This is a genomic window from Sporosarcina siberiensis (assembly GCF_042681925.1).
GTDB lineage: Bacteria > Bacillota > Bacilli > Bacillales_A > Planococcaceae > Sporosarcina > Sporosarcina siberiensis.
Genome location: NZ_JBHUGI010000027.1, coordinates 123750 through 144771, shown reverse-complemented (window position 1 = coordinate 144771; position 21022 = coordinate 123750). Strand labels below are relative to the sequence as shown.

Genomic DNA, 21022 nt, shown 5'->3' with positions numbered 1-21022 from the left:
TATTATGACTCGTCAATGGGAAACACTGCGTACATATGAAGATATTAAATATGAGCAATTTAAAGGAATCGGCAAGATTACAATTAATCGACCTGAAGTTCGGAATGCTTTCCGTCCCAAAACGGTTGTAGAGTTAATCGATGCATTTACACGTGCACGAGACGATTCAAGTATTGGAGTTATTGTTTTAACTGGCGAAGGAGAAAAGGCATTTTGTTCAGGTGGCGACCAAAGAGTACGAGGCCATGGTGGTTATGTTGGAGAAGATGAAATACCACGTCTAAATGTTCTTGATTTACAACGTTTGATTCGTGTTATTCCTAAACCTGTTGTCGCGATGGTAGCAGGATATGCGATTGGTGGAGGACATGTACTGCACGTTGTATGTGATCTAACGATTGCTGCGGACAATGCGATATTTGGCCAAACAGGACCTAAAGTTGGTTCATTCGATGCAGGTTATGGTTCAGGTTATTTAGCACGTATTATCGGCCATAAAAAAGCGCGTGAAATTTGGTTCTTATGTCGTCAATATAACGCACAGGAAGCACTTGACATGGGTCTTGTGAATACTGTTGTTCCTTATGACCAACTCGAGGATGAAACGGTTCAGTGGTGTGAAGAGATGCTTGGAATGAGTCCTACAGCACTTCGCTTTGTAAAGGCGGCTATGAATGCGGATACGGATGGACTAGCTGGACTTCAGCAAATGGCTGGAGATGCTACCCTTCTTTATTACACGACTGATGAAGCAAAAGAAGGCCGGGATGCATTTAAGGAAAAACGTAAACCAGACTTTGGTCAATTCCCACGTTTTCCTTAAGATAGGTTTCGTAGTATAAGTTCAAATGCTATACGAGATATGTAATTACTATAAAAAGACGAAAAAGCTGCCTGTTATTGGGCAGCTTTTTCTGAAGTGAAAGGTGAATTATATGATACCTAACTGGCTTTTGCAAAGAGCTTATTTAAGCCCGAATAAACAAGCATTATCGTTTGGAAAAGAGACATGGACATTTTCCGAAGTTAATAGTAAAGCACAGAATTATGCTCGAAAGATTAACGCTTACGGTTTAAATGAAGGGGACCGAATTGCTCTGCTTGGCAAATCTAATGCAGATATGGTTTTTATGATACATGCTTGCATTCATCTAGGTCTTGAAATTGTGATGTTGAACAGCAGATTGACGAGAACAGAACTCGAATGGCAAATCAAAGATTCAGAAGCAACTGCTGTACTTGTATCTGATGACTTAAAATTAGTAATTCCAGAATCAAAAATCAGAGCTATCTTATTTTCTGAAATTGAACAAATGAGGGAAATACAATTTGATATTGAGGATATCTGGGATACGGATCGAACAATTACAATCATGTATACTTCCGGAACAAGTGGGTTACCTAAAGGAGTACGCCAAACCTCAGGAAATCATACTTCTAGTGCCATTTCTTCTGTTTTAAATTTAGGTCTCGATGATGAGGATACTTGGCTCTGTACAATGCCACTGTTTCATATTAGTGGCTTCTCAATTCTTGTACGCTCTGTAATTTATGGAATGAAAGTCCAACTTTATGAAAAATTCGAAGCTTCAGAAGTAGCAAAGGAACTAATGAATGGTTCCATAACACATATATCTGTTGTATCTGCAACGTTAGATAAGATTCTTCGCGAATTCGAGGATAATAATGCTATAGCCCACTCTTCTTTTAAAGCAATGCTTGCAGGCGGAGGTCCTGTTCCGGTAGGTTACTTGGAAAGAGCAGAAAAATGCCGAATTCCTATACTTCAGACGTACGGAATGACTGAAACCAGTTCACAAACAGCAACCCTATCGGCATCTGACTCAATGAGGAAAGTCGGTTCTGCTGGCAAACCATTATTTTTCAACCAAATTAAGATAAAGGATACTTCAACTCCACTACAGAGTGGTGAAGTGTATATTCGAGGTCCACATGTTACACCTGGATACATTGGACATTTTGCGTCCGAAAATCCGTTAGTTAATGGATGGCTGCCAACAGGAGATATCGGATATCTAGATGAGGACGGATATTTATACATAGTAGATCGTCGATCAGATTTAATTATCTCTGGAGGAGAAAATATATATCCAGCTGAAATTGAAAATGTACTCTTAGGACATTCGAAAGTCATTGAAGCAGGAGTCTGTGGAATCGATGATGAGAAGTGGGGAAGTATTCCAGTGGCATTCGTTGTAATTAATGAAAATGTAATGGACTTGGAATTGCAACATTATTGCGAAGAGAGACTAGCTCGTTATAAAGTTCCGAAACATTTCTATTATGTAAATGAACTTCCCCGTAATGCTTCAAATAAATTACTACGTCGTAAATTAAAAGATATGTTGGATTTATCATAGAACGAAGAAAAACCCACTTAGCCTAAAGTTGACAGTGAGTGGGTTAGTATCATTCAATTATAACTTAATTTAGAACTTGTTCTAATGTTTCAATATTCTTATACATTAAAGAAAAATAATCTTCATTATTTTCCACGTCTTCAACTGTTAATACTCCAAGATTATGTAACATCAAAGAATCAGCACCAATTTCTTTTCGAATTACATCCGTAAGCTTTGAGGATACATTTTGTTCAAAAAGAACGTATTCTACATTATTTTTTTCACCATATTCAACAAGTGCCGCCAATTGTTTTTGAGACGGCTCGCTTTGTGAATTCAAACCGGCAATTGCAACTTGTTCCAAGCCATAAGTGTCAGCAATATATCCAAATGCCGCATGGGATACGAAGAATGTTTTAGTTTTTGCATTAAAAGCCATATCTATAAATGCTCGATCAAGATCTAAAAGGTCATTGCGTACTTCTTCGAAATTCTTTTCGATTTCAGCAGCATGTTCTGGAATTAATTCAATAAGGGATTCTTTAATTGAGAAGGCAAGAGCATCACTCAGAATAGGAGACATCCATACATGCGGATCCAAAGCTCCGTTGTCGTGAGAGTGATGTTCTTCAGAATCTTCATTGTCGTCATGATCGTGATTTTCGCTAAGCATATCTTCTGTTATTGCTGCTGAAGTAGCAACCATTTTCACATGCTCATTCTTAAGTGTATTTTCAGCGTTTTCTACAAAACCTTCCAAGCCTAGCCCGATATAAAAAAATAAGTCAGCATCAGCAAGTGCAATCATTTCTTTCTGTGTAGGATCAAAAGTATGTTCATCCGCACCAGTTGGATAGACTGATTTTACATCAACATGATCTCCACCAATTCTTTTAGCGAAATATTGTAGTGGGAATACAGTTGTGTAAATGTTTAGCTTTTTATCTCCAATTTCCTCGGACTTTGGATTATTAGTAGTACAAGCAGTTAATATAAAAATAAGTGTTAAGGATAGTACTAAAAAGAAGCTCTTTTTCATTTGATAAATTCCTCTCCGTTTTCAAACAGTAATCATTACGATTTGGTCACTAACTTTTTTTATCATACAAGAACAGAGCTCATTTTGCAACTAAAGAAAATGGTTCAACTCGATAGTTGAACCATTTTCTATAACTGCGATTTAGTTTTTTGTTTTCTTTTCTGGAACAGGATCAAAACCGCCCTCATGAAATGGATGGCATTTTGAAATGCGACGAACGGCTAACCATGAGCCTTTCAATGCACCGTGTGTTTCAAGAGCTTCAATTCCATAATGAGAACAAGTCGGATAAAATCGACAAGATGGCGGTGTTAACGGCGAAATTGTTTTTTGATAAATCCTAATCATCATCATAAGTATTTTTTTCATTTTAATTGCTCCCTAATTTTGCTTATATGTTTAATGTACTGGTTCTTGTGGTAAACATACAGTAAGAAGATTAATAAATATTTTTAAGGGAGATGTTTTTTTTATGTCTACATCACTAATTAAAGAAATGAACGTGCAAGTATCCACATGGTCAGTAATGTATACGAAACTTCATAATTACCATTGGTATGTGAAAGGGCATCAGTTTTTCACACTACATGCTAAGTTTGAAGAACTTTACAACGAGGCTACAACTCATATGGATGAAATCGCAGAACGAGTGTTAACACTCGGTGGAAATCCAGTTGCGACTTTAGCTGAACATCTAGAACAATCTGTAATAAAAGAAGCGACAGGTAATGAAAAATCAGATAAAATGGTTGAAACAATTGTCAACGATTTTGATGAAATTATGTCCTCTTTGAAAAAAGGTATGGACGAAGCTGCAAAAAATGGAGACGATATGACAGAAGACTTGTTAAATGCGATTTATCAGAGCGTTGAAAAACATCAATGGATGCTAAATGCATTTCTTGGCGAAGATAATAAGTAATTTTCTTAGAGTTTTATGAAACTTTAACTTTCACTGAAAATGTAGCGATTTGAGACGATATAAGTTATGTGAAAGGTGGTTTTTCATATGGATATAAATTCAATTATGGCGAGTCAGTTAAGAAGTCTTCAATCTACTGTTCAAATGAGTGTATTGAGCAAATCTCTTTCAATGGGTTCTTCTGCTGCTCTCGAGATGTTGAATAGTTTACCTGATCAACCAACTGTAGCACATCCCCATAAAGGGAATTCAGTTGACGTACAGGTATAAGTCTATAACGGCATGCATCTTCCCTAAATGGTGATGCATGTTTTTTTTGAATTACGACATACTAATTCAAAAAAAGGTGGTTACCAATATGGAAAAGTATAAAGCGTATGTTTCCGTTGCAAATCAAAGAGTGTATTTTCAACCTGATGTTTCGGCATGGGAATATGAAGTGAGTTTAGAACGAGAGTATATCCCCATTTTTCAAAATCTTTTTGAACAAACCAATGAGATGGAAAATATGAACTTTTTTAGATCTCATTTTCGATTCATACCTGCCTTTTATGAAGGTTTCAATGATGATATAGAAATACGAACAAAAAAGATTTATGCTTTAATCCATGAATTTACGGATGAAGAAACACAAAAATTTATCGAGGAACTCCCTTATTTTCGTTGAAATGAATTTTCACCTCCGATACACTAAACGGAGGAAGGGGTATTTGATTTGATTTCTTTTAAAGACTTGAATGGATTTAAAGTGGATTTAACATTTGAAAAGGACTTTTTTGAAATAGAAATAAATCATGTGTTGGTTGTTTTAAAACATGAAGGAAAGTGGCTCCTCGCCAAACATAAAGTGCGAGGAGTTGAATTTCCTGGTGGTAAAGTTGAAAAGGATGAAACTTTGGTCGAAGCTGCAATGAGAGAGACATTAGAAGAAACAGGTGTCCTTATAAACGACTTAGAGCATGTTGCAGAATATGTTGTTCATGGAGATGTTCCTTTTTGTAAAGCTGTATTCACTGGATCTGTTGTTAAAATACATTCGAATTATTCACTACTTGAAACAGATGGCGTAGTTTGGATGAATGATTTTGAACTTGATTCTTGTGAGTATTTAAGTTTTCATATGAAAGATGAAGGGATATCGGCTATAAGAAAGCGGGTGGGAGAACTTGAATTGTGATGCAAGGATGGAAAATAAACGTAACTATCCATCTCCAAATCCCAATGTTCGTTTATTTGAGATTACGTATTGGTCGGATGGTTTCAAAGTAAAGGGATTATTAGCTGAGCCAATTGCAGATGGACAATATGAAGGAATAATTTATTTGAGAGGCGGAATTCAGCATGTTGGGATGGTACGTCCCTCGAGAATTGCGCAGTTCGCTTCGCAAGGCTTTGTCGTATTTGCTCCTTATTATCGAGGAAATCGAGGAGGAGAAGGAAAAGATGAGTTTGGTGGAGACGATCGTTTAGATGCAATAAATGCTGTTGATGTTTTGAAACAGAATCCAAAATGCATCTCATCCAAGATTCATTTATTTGCCTTTTCTCGTGGTGGCATTATGGCCCTTTGGACAGCAATTCTAAGGGAAGATATTACATCAGTTGTTACTTGGTCAGGTGTTTCTGATATAATATTTACATACAAAGAGCGAAAAGATATGAGGAAGATGATGAAAAGGGTAATCGGCGGCACTCCTAATACGAATCCTGACGAATATCGCAGACGAAATGCTTTAGCTCGAATCAGTGAACTGAATGCACCTGTACTAATTATACATGGGATGCAAGATGAACATGTTTCTATTGAACAAGCAAAATTACTAGAAAACGCTTTATTTGAAAATGGAAAAGTATATGAAACACGATACTTCCCTAACTTCACGCATTACATTCCTCCAGCTCAAAACATACAAATTGTCCGTGATTTATGTGATTGGATGAGAAGACAGTAGAATTAAACACTATCTTCCTGAATACAAAAAACCCCAGATCACACAATTGAATTGTGTGATCCGGGGTTATATTTAATTATGCTGTTGGTCCGCCTTTAAGAATAATTTCTTCGGATACAGATCCGAATTTCTTGAAGTTTTCACGGAATAGTTCTGCAAGTTCATTTGCTTTTTCATCATATGCTTTTTTATCAGACCAAGCATTTCGTGGATTCAATACTTCAGTTGGAACACCTTCAATTGCTTTCGGCATTTCTAAACCGAATATATCGTTTGTGTCTGTTTCAATAGTGTTCAGTTTACCTTCAAGTGCAGCACGTACCATAGTTCGCGTATATTTTAAATCCATACGACGACCAACTCCATATACTCCACCAGTCCAACCTGTGTTCACAAGAAATACTTGTGCACCATGTTCATCAATTTTCTTCCCTAACATCTCCGCATACACTGTAGCGTGAAGAGGTAGGAACGGTGAACCGAAACAAGTAGAGAATGTTGCTTCAGGTGAAGTAATTCCACGCTCTGTTCCAGCAAGTTTCGATGTGAAACCGCTAAGGAAATGGTACATAGCTTGTTCTTTCGTTAGTTTTGAAATTGGAGGTAAAACACCGAACGCATCCGCAGTTAGGAAAATAATCGTTTTAGGATGTCCAGCAACCGATGGATCTACAATATTATCGATTGATTGTATCGGATAAGCTGCACGAGTATTTTCAGTTAACGAACCATCGTCGTAATCTGGAATGCGTGTTTCTGAATCGATAACAACGTTTTCCAAAACCGAACCAAAACGGATAGCACCAAATATTTCAGGTTCTTTTTCACCTGAAAGATTGATACATTTCGCATAACATCCGCCTTCGATGTTAAACACGCCATTATCAGACCAGCCGTGTTCATCATCACCAATAAGCTTACGATCTGCATCAGCAGAAAGTGTTGTTTTACCTGTACCAGAAAGTCCGAAGAATAACGCAACATCGCCTTTATCTCCAACGTTTGCAGAACAGTGCATTGGTAAAATTCCTTTTAAAGGAAGTAGGTAGTTCATAATTGAGAAGATTGATTTTTTCATTTCGCCGGCATATTCAGTTCCACCAATAAGTACAATTCGTTTTTCCATAGAAACAATTATAAACGTTTCGGAATCTGTACCATCAACAGCAGGGTCTGCTTTAAATGATGGTGCTGCTAAAATTGTAAATTGTGATTGATGTTCTGCTAACTCTTGCGCGCTCGGGCGAATGAAGAGTTGATGAACGAAAAGGTTTTGCCAAGCAAGTTCGTTAACAACTTGTATAGAAAGGCGAGACTCAGGATCTGCTCCAGCGAACCCTTTAAATACAAATAATTCATCTTTTTTTGCTAAGTGTTTAATTACTTTGTTATATAGAGAATCGAAAATCTCTGTTGAGACCGGACGGTTTACACTGCCCCAATCGATGTTATCTTTAGAAGATTCTTCTTCGACAATATACTTATCCTTCGGGGAACGACCTGTATATTTTCCTGTTAAAGCTGTTATCGCTCCATCTGCAGTTAGCTGTGCTTCTCCACGTGTTGTTGCTTTTTCAACAAGTTGTGGAACTGAGAGTTGAACATTTACATTTTCTCCGGAAAGAAGATCTTTTAGAGTTTCGCTAATTGTCGTTGAAATCATAATTAAGTACCGTCCTTTACATATATAATTGGATGACATCACATTCATCAATTAGTATAACACATTTAGAATAATAAACTATACTAATTGAATTGAATTATTTTCGAGAGAAAGATTGACATATGCAGACATGTTTCGTAACATATTTAATTGAACGGATACTCTTATCCCGAGCTGGTGGAGGGGTCAGGCCCTATGAAACCCGGCAACCTGCAGTAACGAATTTGTTATCGTGATGGTGCCGAACCTGATGCAAGGTGAAAGTCCTTGGACGATAAGAGTGAAAGGTGCTTTTTCAAAATAAGCCTTTCCTCATGTAATAAATACGTGAGCGAAGGGCTTTTTCTATTGTTTCAGCCCTTAATCCTCGTGTATGAGCTCGTAATGGCGCTTACCGTTCTTATAACAAGAATGGACTTTACATGGGAAGTATGAGTACCGTATCAATCTCGTAGGATATAAGGAGGAAATAAATTGACGAATCGTAAACTTTTTACATCGGAATCTGTAACAGAAGGACATCCAGATAAGATGTGTGATCAGATTTCAGATGCAATTTTGGATGCAATTTTAGCAGAAGACCCCAATGCACGTGTTGCTTGTGAAACGACTATAACGACTGGTCTAGTTTTGGTTGCAGGTGAGATTACAACGACTACGTACGTAGACATTCCAAAAGTAGTACGTGATACAGTAAAAGAAATTGGTTATACTCGTGCAAAATACGGTTTTGACTGGGAAACTTCAGCAGTTCTTACTGCCATTGATGAACAGTCTGCAGACATCGCAGCAGGCGTCGACGTGTCACTTGAAGCTCGTGAAGGTTTAATGAGTGACGAAGACATCGAAGCAATTGGAGCAGGCGACCAAGGTCTTATGTTTGGCTATGCATGTAATGAAACACCTGAACTAATGCCACTCCCAATTAGTATGGCTCATAAATTAGCGCGTAGACTATCACATGTACGAAAAGAAGAGATTATTTCTTATTTACGTCCAGATGGAAAAACACAGGTAACTGTTGAATATGATGAGAATAATAACCCAATTCGTATTGATACAATTGTTATATCTGCACAACATCATCCTGAGATTACGCTTGAACAAATACAAAAGGACATAAAGGAACATGTTATTAAACCAGTTGTTCCATCTGAATTGATTGACGAAAACACGAAATATTTTATTAACCCGACAGGCCGCTTCGTTATTGGTGGACCTCAAGGAGATGCTGGTCTGACAGGACGTAAAATTATCGTTGACACTTACGGTGGTTATGCCCGTCATGGTGGGGGTGCTTTTTCAGGAAAAGATGCAACGAAGGTTGACCGTTCTGCGTCTTATGCTGCACGTTACGTAGCGAAAAACATCGTTGCTGCCGGTCTAGCTGACCGATGTGAAGTTCAAATTGCATATGCAATTGGTGTTGCGCAACCGGTTTCTATTTCAATCGATACATTCGGTACAGGAAAAGTTACAGAAGGTGAATTAGTGGACCTTGTCCGCGGAAATTTCGATCTTCGTCCTGCAGGGATTATAAGAATGTTGGATTTACGTCGTCCTATTTATAAACAAACTGCGGCTTACGGACATTTTGGTAGAACTGATATTAATCTACCTTGGGAAGAAACGGATAAAGCGGATCGATTAAGAGAACAAGCAAATCAATAATACAACGTAATAAAACAAGAGCTAGTAGATTGGTTTACCGATCTACTAGCTCTTTTGAACTTATTTTTGTAAGCTTTTATAGTATTGTCCTTTTTCAGCATAGCTCTTTACGACGCGATCCATTTCTGCCCGGTCGACATCCGTAAGTGGACGCATGACTTTCGCGGGTGAACCGAGGGCAAGTACACCTGGTGGAATTTTTTTACCTGGTGGGACCAGACTTCCAGCCCCAATAAAGGAACCTTCCCCAATTTCAGCTCCGTCTAATATAATGGAACCCATACCAACTAGAGCACCTTTTCTTATTGTACAGCTATGTAAAGTAACCTGATGACCAATCGTAACTTCATCTTCAAGAATTAATGGGAATTGTGGGCTTTGGTGTAGACAACATAAATCTTGAACATTAACTTTTCGACCGATGATTGTAGGGGATAAATCGCCTCGTATCACTGTGTTAAACCAGATGGATGATTCGGGACCAATCGTCACGTCTCCTGTAATAGTTGTGAAATCCGCAATGAAAACAGTTGGATCGATAATAGGGTATTTGTCTTTGTATGGATAAATCATGACTTCTCCTCATTTCTATTTGATAGTGTATAATTAATTGTAGCAAAGTTTATGTTTTATTGTTTGTAAAAAGGGAATAATACTGTGCTGAACGGATTATTAAGGAGGTAGATGTCTATGTGGAAATGGGAAGCGGAAGGTCAACCAAAAGCGGTTGTTGCTATCATCCATAATGCGTACGAACATCACAGTAGATATGCTTGGCTCATTCAGAAGCTGCGAAGTAGTGGATTTCTCGTCGTAACAGGCGATTTACCCGGCCATGGTGAACAAGCAGGTCGTAACGTACATGATGAAAGTTTTGGATCCTATGTAAATTATGTAAAGAAATTGCTTGATGTTGGTGTAGCAGACGGCTTACCACTTTTTGTTATTGGTCATGGTCTTGGTGCAACGCTAATGATGCGTATGCTGCAGACTGAAAAAATTGAGTGTGCTGGTTATATATTTAGTTCTCCGTGGTTACACCTTAATCACTTGCCTCCCAAACATTCAAGTGTTCTGTCAAAATTCACTTCGTCTATGAAACTAAATCATGAATTACCAATTGAGATGTTAACTAGAAATCAGGATTTGCATATAGAAGTACGTGAAGATGATTTTTACAACCCAATTATGACCGCTTCATGGTACAAAGAGTTGCAATTTTTCATGAAATCTGTGACTCAATATGAAGGAACAATTCGCGACGTGCCAATTCTCCTTCATTCAGCAGGAAGTGATAAGGTGACGGATATCAGCTACGCTAAAAAGTGGTTGCTTGCTCAGGAACTTTCAGAAATTCAATATAAAAAATGGAATCGATTGTATCACGACTTATTTCACGAGCCAGAACGAGATGAAGTGTTTTTATATACAGAATCCTTTATGCATTCTGTTTTGCGTTCACTAGGATATGTAGTATAAGAAACGCCAATTATAGGCGTTTTTTTATTTTGGTTAAATGCTTATGTCATCTTATATACATTTAGTTTATAGTTAAAGGACTAATTAGAAAATTTAAATTAGGAAGTGTTTCGTGTGACAGTCATCGGATTTGTTCGACATGGTGTGACCGCTTGGAATAAAGAAAGACGCGCACAAGGGAGTTCCGATATTCCGCTTGATTTGGATGGGGTTGAAATGGCTCATCGTATTGCAGAACGATTATCGGGTGAAACTTGGGACATTATTTTTACAAGCCCATTAGTTCGTGCAAGAAAAACTGCTGAACTGATTGCTTTACGGAAAGAAAATATTGATTTGGTTGTGGATAGTCGACTTGGTGAAACAGGTGGGGGCCAAATCGAAGGAACAACAGAAGCTGAACGGATTTTAAAATGGGGTGCATCATGGAATAGTCTTGATTTAGGCCGTGAGTCCAATGAGCAAGTTCTAAGTAGAGGGTTAAATTTTATTGATGAAATAGGCCAAACGTATAGTGATGAAAAGGTATTAGTTGTGAGTCACGGGAGTTTTATTCGAAAGCTTATAAAAGCTTTAGTTCCGGAAGATGATTTAGATGAAGCTCTGGCTAATACGTCAATTACAATCATTCAACTTAATGAAGGCGGAAATCATTGTATAGTGCATAATTGCACAAAACATCTTTAAGGGGGAATTTATATGGATACGATTTTGTCTTTATTAATTATTAGTGTAGGAGCATTTGTTTGGTTTTCATTAAAGAAATTTAAACATAAGCCATTCATTGTGAATTTCAGTCTTTCCGCAATGCTCTTACTAATTGTTTGGAAAACCTCTCTAATGAATCCACTGGATTGGCTCTCAATAGCGGTAATTGTAATCTGTGGCATTGCTTTTATTATGCAAATGATTCTTGGATTTAAAAATATAAATCCGACAGAGGATTCAGAGATATATTAGAATGTCGATGTGCTTATTTTTACAGTGAGTTTAAATCTTTTTCGGAATTAACTATTATTTCAATAGTATTAAAAATCGATTATTACAGCCGAAATATAAGGGCAAGGGGGCTATACTATTGAAATCAATTAGAACGAAAATAATTGTTAGTGTATTTATATTATTTTTTATTACAAGTAGTGTGATTTATGGATTCGTTTCGGTTCAAATGAAAAAACAAACGGAAGAAGTACTTTTTGATCAAAGTGAAGTGGCTGTTAAGGAAATGAGCTATGCAATCGAAAACTTTTTCATTCAATATGAACAGGCATTAAAGCTCATTTCAAATAACCAGGCGGTCACTAATTTTATTGCTACGCAAGATGGTCGTGAAAATGAAAATGAACGGATACTAAATCTAGAGATTGAAAAGGCTTTAGGAAATTTCATTGAAATTATGCCGGCATCCGATTTAATCTATTTTGCATTTGAAAACAAATTCACAAAATTCTCACCTGAGGTGGATGTGGGACCCGATTTTGACCCAACAGTCCGTCCTTGGTATGCAGCTGCACTAGATAAGATAGGCGAAGTTGCTTGGACAAATCCGTATATTGATGTAGTTTCAGGTGATTACGTCATTACAGGATCATTAGCAATACGTGAAAACGGATCGGTTATTGGTGTCATCGGCTCAGATATTAGTCTTGCAACTTTAACGAATAGTATTTCTGAAAGTGAGTTTGGTTTTAACGGCTATCCGTTTTTATTCGATAGTGATGGTGGAGGAATTGTCCATCCCCTTTTGAATCCCAAAGATGAGAAAATGGTCGACCTTTCTTATGTGACAGAAATGTTTGGCGCTGAAAAAGCGAGCGGTATCGATCGATATGATGAAAATGGCGAAAAGATGATTGGGATTTTTACAACGTTATCGGAGTCTGGTTGGAAAGTCGGTGCAGCTTTCAATGAACAATCTATTGCAGATTCAATGAAAGATACTAAAAACTTAATACTAGCGATATTTCTTCTATCCGAACTTATTATGATTGGTTTGTTATGGTTATTAATTTCAAAACTAATTCAACCACTAAGTAAAATTCGTTCTGCAATGAACAAAATGGCAGAAGGAGACTTGAATGTTACGGCAGATGTCCAATCCAAAGATGAATTTGGCGACCTGGCTGAATACTTCAATGTAATGACTACAAAAGTACGTGAAGTCATTACGGTCGTGACTCGGTCTGTCAACGAAGTCCGACTTTCCGCTGAAGGACTTAGTGCATCTGTTGAAGAAACAACTGCTGTTAGTGAGCAGATGGCAGAGGCGATAAGTGATATTGCTACTGGGGCTACGAAATCGGCTCATGACACAGAGGATGTTACGGGGACGGTAGAGAATTTAGGTGTGCAACTTGTCGGGATTCAACAAAGGGCCGGTGCTATGACGGAAATTGCAACGGATGCTGAAGAAGTCAACACTGAAGGGCGTCTACAAGTTGACCAGCTTAAAAATTCATTTGATAGTTGGAAAACGAATTTACAATCGATGGCAGAGGTTGTCGGTGAACTTGAATCGAAAGTTGGCGCAATTGGTGTTGTGTTGGAAACAATCACAAATATTTCATCCCAGACAAATCTACTTGCACTGAATGCCAGCATCGAAGCAGCTCGGGCTGGTGAACACGGTAAAGGATTCGCTGTAGTTGCGGATGAAGTACGTAAACTTGCAGAACAATCTGCACGTGCTACGCAAGAAGTACAAGCAACAGTTCAGGAACTACAAGAAGGTTCCCGTCAGGTTTCCAGACAAATGAGGGAAACGGGTGATACGTTCAATGAACAGGAATTAGTTGTGGGTGAAACACAAAAAACGTTTCGTTCAATTTCTGATCTTATGAATAAATTAGAGCAATCGATTGGCAGTATTTTTGAAGAAGTTAATCGAGTTGTGGAACATAAAGAAAACGTCATGCAAACAATCGAAACAATGTCCGCAACTGCTGAAGAAACAGCTGCGGCTAGTGAAGAGATTAGTGCATCTACGGATGAACAGCTTCGTGCAATACGTGAAGTGGCAAGTTCAGCAGACATATTGGCTGGTTTAAGTGATGAGCTTCACAGGGCAATCGGTCATTTTAAAATTTAAAGAAAATTGATTTAAGAAGTTTGTACTTCAGTGTTTTTTCAACTGTAGAAGAATTAGTCGAAAATGGTTATAAAAAAGAATATGAAACATAAGATTAAGAATGAAGACCATCGCATCTATCAGAACAATGATGCGATGGTTTTTTGATACTTAATCATCGGTATGTCCTAGCTATACTAGTATTCAATAAATGACTTATTGCATTTAATTTGGGGCATACTGTCTTTAGTCCATATACGTGAAGGAGTGAATGATATGTCATTAGATCCTAGAGAAACTTCAGAAAGAAAAAAGGAGGATCGTAAAAAACGAACGAAAGAGATGAGTGAAGAATTTTCGCATGAAGAACGCATGACAAATGTAGTTGCATCGACCGAGTATACTGGCGGCGGGAAAGGCCAAGCAGATTTGAAAAACGATAAGTTGGAAACGGGTGGATTTTAACTGAAACCCGAGCCTCTACACAACAACTGTGTAGAGGTTTTTCTTTGGAAGCTGAACTTCTTATGGTAAATTAAAGATATCAAATAGATGAAAGAATAAAATCGGTATTTTGTTTTGTTAAAGGAGTTACAAATGATGACTGAATTTTTTAAGCGTAAAAAGATAGAGTTAGGTATTGATTTAAATGATGTTCAAAAGAAAGCAGTAGTACAAACAGAAGGTCCATTGCTCCTTCTCGCTTGTCCTGGATCAGGTAAAACGACTACGATGATTATGCGAATTGGGTATTTAATAGAGGAGAAAAAAGTTAATCCAAATCGCATTAAGGCAATTACATTCAGTCGTGCATCAGCTCAAGATATGGCTGAGCGTTTTAAACGATTTTTTCCCGACAGTACACCTGTCGGCTTCTCTACAATTCACAGTCTTGCATTTAAGATTGCACGTACATATTTAGAGAAAACAGGAACCACTTATGAATTAATAGAAGGTCAAGCTAGGCAAAAAATAAATAAGTCGTTTTTACTGAAAGGAATTTATAAAGAAGTACATAAAGATGATTGTACAGACGATGAACTCTCATCCCTTTCCACTTTCATTAGTTCCATTAAAAATAAAATGCTTCTTCCTGAAAAGTGGGAAAGTTTAAAAGGTCCTGTAGATAAAGCAGGGCTTATCGCCAAAAAGTATGAACAATACAAATCTCAGCAAGTTGGCCATCTCCTTCTAGATTTTGATGATATGTTAACGATTGCTGAAGAAGCACTTAGACTGGACGAAGATCTTTGTGATCAATTCCGTATGAAATACGATTATTTACTTACAGATGAGAGTCAAGACACCTCATTTGTACAACATAGAATCGTTGAACATTTAGCGAGCCGACATGGCAATGTCTGTGTGGTTGCGGACGATGATCAATCCATTTACACATGGAGAGGTGCTGAACCCGATTATCTACTGAATTTCAAAAGCGTTTATCCCGATGCGCAAGTTTTGATGATGGAACGAAATTACCGTTCATCTAAAGAGATTGTTGAAACAACGGCGAAATTCATTAAACGAAACAAAAATCGTTATCCAAAGGACATGTATACAGAAAATGCTTCTGTTGCTCCTATAACAATTAAACAATTGGATGATCCCAAAAGACAGCTTGAGTATGTAACATACGAATTACTAGGAGAAACAAACTTAAATGAAGTCGCAATTCTTTTTCGAAATAACTCATCTTCCACAAGATATGTAAGTGAATTACACAGACGTGGAATTCCTTTTTATATGAAAGACGCGGACGATAAATTTTTTACGCATTGGATAGTAGAAGACATATTGAATTTCATGAGACTTAGCTTTAACACAGAACGCAAAGATGTATTTTCAAAAATTATTATGAAAATGAATCTTTTTGTATCAAACAATATGTTAAGAGAGTTTAATTCTGCAAATACAACTGGAAATGTATTTGATGCATTTGCTCAGACAATTGAACTTAGAACAAATCAAGTCCAAAAATTGACTGAGTATAAGACGATTTATGAATCTATCCCTGATCAGCGGCCTGCACAAGTTATTCGAATCATTCGGAATGAGCTTGGTTATGAAGCCGGGCTTAGGAGTAGAGCAGAGAAATTTGGGTTCCGCATAGATCACTTGCTTGGAATTCTAGATACACTTGAAGAAATCGCATCTCAAGTTCGGACCATGGTAGAATTTGCAACAAGACTGAAAGAATTAGAAGAAGCGGTTCAAAACGCAAAATATAATCCTGCGGAAAATGCAGTGACACTCTCAACTTTGCACAGCGCAAAAGGACTTGAGTTTAGAAGAGTGTTTATGATTGATTTACAAAATGGAATCATACCTTCAGAAGATGATGAATCAGATGTTCGTTTATTGGAAGAGGCCCGCCGATTATTTTATGTTGGGATGACACGTGCAAAACAAAATCTGGAATTGCTTTCTTACCGAAACGATGAAGGAAAAACGAAGGAAGATTCAAAGTTTTTGAATGAGATACGAGGATTGCTTTTAAAGCCAACAAAGGTGGCAAATGATTCAGAGAAAATACCCACATCCAAATTAGGAGTTCCAATAAATATGAGCGGTATTGGTGATGTTGCAGGGCTTCCTGTCGGAACAAATATCAGGCACCGTGTGTTTGGAATAGGCAAAATTATATCTATTCAAGACGATAAAATCACCATTCAATTTGATAAAATGGAAAAAGTGTTGGATCTTGAAACCATTTTGAAATACCGTATTCTTGAACGGATAGTATAGTGAAGAAGCTGGTATGGATTGGTTTTGCTGGAGCTGTCGGTGCAATTACACGAACGACAATTGGACATCTTATGATGGACAATTCTGGGGTAGGATTTCCATGGGGCACTTTTAGTGTGAATATGATAGGGACATTTTTATTATGTTGTTTTGTAGGAATTATATTCAGTAAATTTCAAGTGAGTAAGGAACTTGAAGAAATCATTACAATCGGCTTTATTGGCTCATTTACGACATTCTCAGCTTTTAGTATTGAAACTATTTTACTCGTTGAAAATGAACAAATGTTAACAGCCCTTTTATATGTGGGAACAACAATTATTGGTGGGCTCTTTGCAGGTAAGCTTGGATTTTATACCGTTCGAAAGTGGGTGGTTTAATGAACATTCTTGACTTAGTAGCAATAGGGTCAGGTGGTTTTTTAGGGGCCATCATTCGTTATATACTATCACGACGTCTCAATAAGATTAAGGTTATTCCAGTCGGCACGTTACTTATCAATTTAACAGGTGCACTTCTCATTGGAGTTGTATTCGGATCAGAATTATCCAGGACTTGGGTATTCTTTTATGCGTCAGGACTAGCAGGTGCACTTACGACCTTTTCTACTTTGAACAAAGAGATTATTGAAATGTGGGAAAGTAATAAAAAGAAAAGTGCAGCACTTTATTTGGTTGCGACATATTGCGGTGGACTTTTGCTGACGGGTCTAGGATATTGGATATTATCTTAAATATAAAGGATTGAAATAAAATGACTAAGAAAAATAAATCAGCAATGAAGAAAAAACCGATACAGTCAGTCGCTTTACTTATTCTTTTATTAGTAGGGAGCTTTCTGTACAACACATTTTTTTCAGAAGAGGTTATAGAAGAGCCAAGCCGTTCAGGATTAGTTCCTGTAGAGCTGGTAAAAACAATTGACGGTGACACGATAAAAGTTAGATATGAAGGAAAAGAACAAAATCTTCGTTATTTACTGATCGACACTCCAGAAACAAATCATCCGCAGTTGGGAAAACAACCATTTGGCCAACAAGCAAAAGATCGTAATCAGGAATTGATGAACAGTGGAAAACTGGAAATCGAATTTGATATCGGTGAACGAGTGGATAAATACGGACGTCTTCTGGCTTATGTATACATAGATGGTGAAAGTATTCAGGAGAAGCTTATTGAAGAAGGACTGGCGCGTGTTGGGTACGTTTACCCGCCAAATACACGTCATCTAGATTCGTATAAGAAGGCGGAGGAGAGAGCTAAGAAAAATGGGATTGGAATATGGACGCTCGAAGATTATGTAACGAATCGCGGTTTTGATAGTGAGACATATTCAGAAAAATAAAAAACTAGATTCACCAATTCAAAATGGTGAATCTAGTTTTTTCATTTTAACGAAAAGAGTTGGCTGTAGTTGGTTGCTTCTCTAAGTGCTCTTTCCTCTACAGGTATACGAATGGATAACATCCATATATTTAATATAAAATAAATGAATAACGTCCCAAATGCATTGAAAATGAGAGGCAAGACCAGTAATTCAATCGTTACTATCAAATAATTTGGATGACGAAAAAAGCGGTAAGGTCCTTTTCGAACAACATCTGCACCTGGTAAAATAATGATTTTAGTATTCCAGTACTTACCTAGTGAAAACAGACACCAAAAACGAATGATCTGGGCAAAGATGAATAAGGACAATAACGGAATCCAAATAGAAGATAATGGTCTATCCAAAATGAGTACTTCTAAAATAAGAGTGACAAAAAAACCGATATGCATAGCAACCATTACAGGATAATGCAGAGCTCCAACTTCATATGCCCCGCGGCTGAGCATCCACTTCTCATTTCGTTTTGCTACAAATAATTCAAACAGGCGTTGAACAATAACGAATGTTATTAGTAAGGTGAAAAGCATGCATATCTACCTCATTCCCATTTCAATAGCAAAAGTTCACCACAAAATCCTGGGCCAAGTGCAGCCATCAATCCATAGTCTCCAACTTTGGGATTGCTATCCATGAATCGTTGGAGAACATAAAGGATTGTAGGGGAAGACATATTCCCGTTTTCTCTTAATATGGAACGAGATATATCCGTTTTTGTATGATCAAAACCTAGCGACTCTTCATAGGATTCAAGTACTTTTTTACCGCCGGGATGTGCTACAAAATGTTCAATATCATTTGTTGAAAGATCGTGCTTGGAAACAAACTCATGTACAAATGGCCCAAGCCATTTTGTAATTATAGTTGGAATGTTTTTCGAGAAAACAACATATAGACCAGTGTTTTTAACATCCCAACCCATGACGCCTTCTGAATCAGGCATTAGTTTTGAAGTAGTCGCTATGATTTTTGGAACAGGTTGATTGCTCTGAATATGAGATTGATTTCCTGTAATTAGCGCACAAGCAATGCCATCCGAAAATAACGATACTCCAACTAAATTACTTTTTGAATAATCATCTTTTTGAAACGTTAAACTGCATAATTCTACGGAAACGACAAGAACATTTTGTTCGGGAAATGCAAGGCAGTATTCATAGGCTCTACTGATTCCAGCAGCACCACCTGCACAGCCAAGGCCCCAAATAGGAATTCTTTTAGTATCGTCACGAAACGGCAGTAGATTCATGATTCGTGCCTCAATACTCGGCGTAGAAATACCAGTGCTTGAAATAAAGAAGATTGCATCTATTTCAGACGGATGTACCGCTTTATCAAGAAATGGTGTATCGTTAAGGCATTTTTCAATAGCTTTCACACTATAATCAACGGCATGGTGAATATAGAGACTGTTTCGTTCTTCAAAATCATGATCTTTTTCGAACCATTCAATAGGCATGCATACATTTCTTGTTTCAATGTCTCCATTTGAAAATACTTTTAGTAGGCGTTCAATGTTGTCGAATTTTTCGCTAAATAGAGCACGCGTTAATTCAGTCGCCTGCTCCTGTTTTACTTCATGAAGTGGTTTACATATACTAACCGATACAATTTTCGGCATTGGCTACCTCCATAGTCATACTATTTATATATAACCCTGAATTGAATTATACAAACATTTTACTTTATGCATGTCCCTATATCGCTTCATTTATAATACGTTTACAATGAATAAAATATGAAAAAATTCATGAATGCATTTGATATGTGAGCAGCGTTGTGAAGTTTTTGTGAAACGTTGTGAAGTTTGGTCGCGACGTTGTGAAGTTTACGGGAAACGTTGTGATGTTTGATCAGAACGTTGTAAGGTTTTCTAAATGTTGCGAGGTTTGGTAAAAGCGTTGCGAAGTTGTACGGAAACGTTGTGAGGTTTGGTGAAAACATTGCGAAGTTTCGAAAATCTTCATGTTTAATCGAAAAAGACATCAGCCTCACCCCATTAAAAATAGGGTAATGCTGATGTTTACTAAAACGATTAGGATTGGTCTTCATTATTTACAGAAATTTTCTCGCATAATTCTTTCAAGCTAATTTCAAAGGTCTCATTATTTACTTTCGAACGTTTTTTAGGCCCACGTAACCTTCCACCTGCCATCCGAACTTTTTGTGCTTTATGGCGTGCATAGAGCAATTGGTCAATATTATCGTTGGTATACAATCGTCCATTTTGATCAATGGGATGGCCTTGTTTAGCAAGTACCATTGCAGCTAATCCGTAGTCTTGGGTGACAACGATATCGCCTTTTTTGACTTTATTTACAAGTACAAAATCCACTGCATCCGCACCTTTTGAAACAATTATCGTTTCTGCACCTTCGCGATGCATCTCGTGTGCTGTATCGCATATTAGAATACAGTCAAAATTGAATTGCTTTGAAATTTGAATGGTTTCACTAACAACAGGACACGCATCGGCGTCGATTAGAATTGTCGTCACAAAGCAGCCTCCTCTTCCGTATCTAATCCAAGTATAGCAAACCTGGAACGTCTATGTTCTTGCCTTTTCATAAATGAAAAGTCTTATTTTGTTTAAAAAACTAGAAAATATGCGTATAACGAAAGACGCGAATGAATAACCTCTTTGTGGAATCAATGCGAGAAGTATACATTTCAAATTAAAAGCCCATTTAAGTTAAGAAACACAACTCATGATACACTGAGTATAGACAATC

24 protein-coding genes and 1 riboswitch are annotated in these 21022 nt (G+C 37.4%); of the genes, 17 read left to right on the top strand and 7 right to left on the bottom strand.

What is annotated here, in order from left to right; genetic code table 11:
- The first annotated feature begins 4 nt into the window (after positions 1-4).
- Positions 5-823: a 1,4-dihydroxy-2-naphthoyl-CoA synthase gene (menB, locus tag ACFSFY_RS10765; RefSeq protein ID WP_381537956.1), complete on the top strand. Its 819-nt coding sequence runs from the start codon at positions 5-7 to the stop codon at positions 821-823.
- Positions 824-935: 112 nt separating this feature from the next.
- Positions 936-2381 (top strand): o-succinylbenzoate--CoA ligase, encoded by a 1446-nt coding sequence (locus tag ACFSFY_RS10760; RefSeq protein ID WP_381537954.1) that lies wholly within the window; start codon positions 936-938, stop codon positions 2379-2381.
- Positions 2382-2445: 64 nt separating this feature from the next.
- Here ACFSFY_RS10760 and ACFSFY_RS10755 read toward each other — a convergent pair whose 3' ends face one another.
- Both ACFSFY_RS10755 and yidD read right to left on the bottom strand, forming a co-directional pair.
- Complete coding sequence (locus tag ACFSFY_RS10755) at positions 2446-3402, bottom strand: metal ABC transporter solute-binding protein, Zn/Mn family (protein WP_381537952.1); 957 nt, start codon at positions 3400-3402, stop codon at positions 2446-2448.
- 141 nt (positions 3403-3543) lie between these two features.
- The gene (gene yidD, locus ACFSFY_RS10750) at positions 3544-3771 is read right to left on the bottom strand and encodes a membrane protein insertion efficiency factor YidD (protein ID WP_381537950.1); all 228 of its coding nucleotides are present in this window, start codon (positions 3769-3771) and stop codon (positions 3544-3546) included.
- Positions 3772-3874: 103 nt separating this feature from the next.
- Here yidD and ACFSFY_RS10745 point away from each other — a divergent pair, with 103 nt between their 5' ends.
- The 5 genes from ACFSFY_RS10745 (at position 3875) to ACFSFY_RS10725 (ending at position 6276) form a co-directional block, all read left to right on the top strand.
- Complete coding sequence (locus tag ACFSFY_RS10745; RefSeq protein ID WP_381537949.1) at positions 3875-4324, top strand: Dps family protein; 450 nt, start codon at positions 3875-3877, stop codon at positions 4322-4324.
- 87 nt (positions 4325-4411) lie between these two features.
- Entirely contained in the window at positions 4412-4594 is a 183-nt protein-coding gene (locus ACFSFY_RS10740) for a putative motility protein (RefSeq protein WP_381537947.1), read from the top strand.
- Positions 4595-4682: 88 nt separating this feature from the next.
- Positions 4683-4991, top strand: a complete 309-nt coding sequence (locus ACFSFY_RS10735) for a transposase (RefSeq protein WP_381537945.1) — start codon at positions 4683-4685, stop codon at positions 4989-4991.
- Between the two features lie 48 nt (positions 4992-5039).
- Positions 5040-5501, top strand: a complete 462-nt coding sequence (locus ACFSFY_RS10730) for an NUDIX domain-containing protein (protein ID WP_381537943.1) — start codon at positions 5040-5042, stop codon at positions 5499-5501.
- On the top strand, positions 5491-6276 hold the full coding sequence (locus ACFSFY_RS10725; protein WP_381537941.1) for an alpha/beta hydrolase family protein: 786 nt from the start codon (positions 5491-5493) through the stop codon (positions 6274-6276). The genes ACFSFY_RS10730 and ACFSFY_RS10725 overlap by 11 nt, the downstream gene beginning before the upstream one ends.
- A gap of 76 nt (positions 6277-6352) precedes the next feature.
- On the opposite strand, the gene pckA is transcribed toward ACFSFY_RS10725, so the two are convergent.
- A complete protein-coding gene (gene pckA, locus ACFSFY_RS10720; protein ID WP_381537940.1) occupies positions 6353-7939 on the bottom strand; it encodes a phosphoenolpyruvate carboxykinase (ATP) in 1587 nt (528 codons plus the stop codon).
- A gap of 161 nt (positions 7940-8100) precedes the next feature.
- A riboswitch (SAM riboswitch) is annotated at positions 8101-8220 on the top strand.
- Positions 8221-8413: 193 nt separating this feature from the next.
- Here pckA and metK point away from each other — a divergent pair.
- Positions 8414-9610: a methionine adenosyltransferase gene (gene metK / locus ACFSFY_RS10715; RefSeq protein WP_381537938.1), complete on the top strand. Its 1197-nt coding sequence runs from the start codon at positions 8414-8416 to the stop codon at positions 9608-9610.
- Between the two features lie 60 nt (positions 9611-9670).
- Here the strand turns inward: metK and ACFSFY_RS10710 are convergent, their stop codons facing one another.
- Positions 9671-10183: a gamma carbonic anhydrase gene (locus ACFSFY_RS10710; protein WP_381537936.1), complete on the bottom strand. Its 513-nt coding sequence runs from the start codon at positions 10181-10183 to the stop codon at positions 9671-9673.
- A 117-nt stretch (positions 10184-10300) separates the two neighbouring features.
- Here ACFSFY_RS10710 and ACFSFY_RS10705 point away from each other — a divergent pair, with 117 nt between their 5' ends.
- The 9 genes from ACFSFY_RS10705 (at position 10301) to ACFSFY_RS10665 (ending at position 18248) form a co-directional block, all read left to right on the top strand.
- On the top strand, positions 10301-11089 hold the full coding sequence (locus tag ACFSFY_RS10705; protein ID WP_381537935.1) for an alpha/beta hydrolase: 789 nt from the start codon (positions 10301-10303) through the stop codon (positions 11087-11089).
- Between the two features lie 114 nt (positions 11090-11203).
- Positions 11204-11776, top strand: a complete 573-nt coding sequence (locus ACFSFY_RS10700) for a histidine phosphatase family protein (protein WP_381537933.1) — start codon at positions 11204-11206, stop codon at positions 11774-11776.
- 12 nt (positions 11777-11788) lie between these two features.
- The gene (locus ACFSFY_RS10695) at positions 11789-12049 is read left to right on the top strand and encodes a hypothetical protein (RefSeq protein ID WP_381537931.1); all 261 of its coding nucleotides are present in this window, start codon (positions 11789-11791) and stop codon (positions 12047-12049) included.
- A gap of 118 nt (positions 12050-12167) precedes the next feature.
- Positions 12168-14177 carry a methyl-accepting chemotaxis protein gene (locus ACFSFY_RS10690; RefSeq protein WP_381537929.1) on the top strand — a complete coding sequence of 670 codons (2010 nt, stop codon included), beginning with the start codon at positions 12168-12170 and terminating at the stop codon, positions 14175-14177.
- A 255-nt stretch (positions 14178-14432) separates the two neighbouring features.
- Positions 14433-14621, top strand: coding sequence for a hypothetical protein (locus ACFSFY_RS10685; protein WP_381537928.1), 189 nt, complete (start codon positions 14433-14435; stop codon positions 14619-14621).
- 135 nt (positions 14622-14756) lie between these two features.
- Positions 14757-16904 carry an ATP-dependent helicase gene (locus ACFSFY_RS10680; protein WP_381537926.1) on the top strand — a complete coding sequence of 716 codons (2148 nt, stop codon included), beginning with the start codon at positions 14757-14759 and terminating at the stop codon, positions 16902-16904.
- A complete protein-coding gene (locus ACFSFY_RS10675; RefSeq protein WP_381537924.1) occupies positions 16904-17284 on the top strand; it encodes a fluoride efflux transporter FluC in 381 nt (126 codons plus the stop codon). Before ACFSFY_RS10680 ends, ACFSFY_RS10675 begins: the two co-directional genes overlap by 1 nt.
- Positions 17284-17637: a fluoride efflux transporter FluC gene (locus tag ACFSFY_RS10670; RefSeq protein ID WP_381537922.1), complete on the top strand. Its 354-nt coding sequence runs from the start codon at positions 17284-17286 to the stop codon at positions 17635-17637. The genes ACFSFY_RS10675 and ACFSFY_RS10670 overlap by 1 nt, the downstream gene beginning before the upstream one ends.
- Before the next feature lie 20 nt (positions 17638-17657).
- Positions 17658-18248, top strand: a complete 591-nt coding sequence (locus ACFSFY_RS10665; protein ID WP_381537921.1) for a thermonuclease family protein — start codon at positions 17658-17660, stop codon at positions 18246-18248.
- Between the two features lie 41 nt (positions 18249-18289).
- On the opposite strand, the gene ACFSFY_RS10660 is transcribed toward ACFSFY_RS10665, so the two are convergent.
- From ACFSFY_RS10660 to ACFSFY_RS10650, 3 genes are all read right to left on the bottom strand, one after another.
- Positions 18290-18820 (bottom strand): isoprenylcysteine carboxyl methyltransferase family protein, encoded by a 531-nt coding sequence (locus ACFSFY_RS10660; RefSeq protein ID WP_381537919.1) that lies wholly within the window; start codon positions 18818-18820, stop codon positions 18290-18292.
- Positions 18821-18831: 11 nt separating this feature from the next.
- Positions 18832-19911, bottom strand: coding sequence for a type III polyketide synthase (locus tag ACFSFY_RS10655; RefSeq protein WP_381537917.1), 1080 nt, complete (start codon positions 19909-19911; stop codon positions 18832-18834).
- 414 nt (positions 19912-20325) lie between these two features.
- Positions 20326-20787 carry a YaiI/YqxD family protein gene (locus ACFSFY_RS10650; RefSeq protein WP_381537916.1) on the bottom strand — a complete coding sequence of 154 codons (462 nt, stop codon included), beginning with the start codon at positions 20785-20787 and terminating at the stop codon, positions 20326-20328.
- Between the last annotated feature and the right edge of the window lie 235 nt (positions 20788-21022).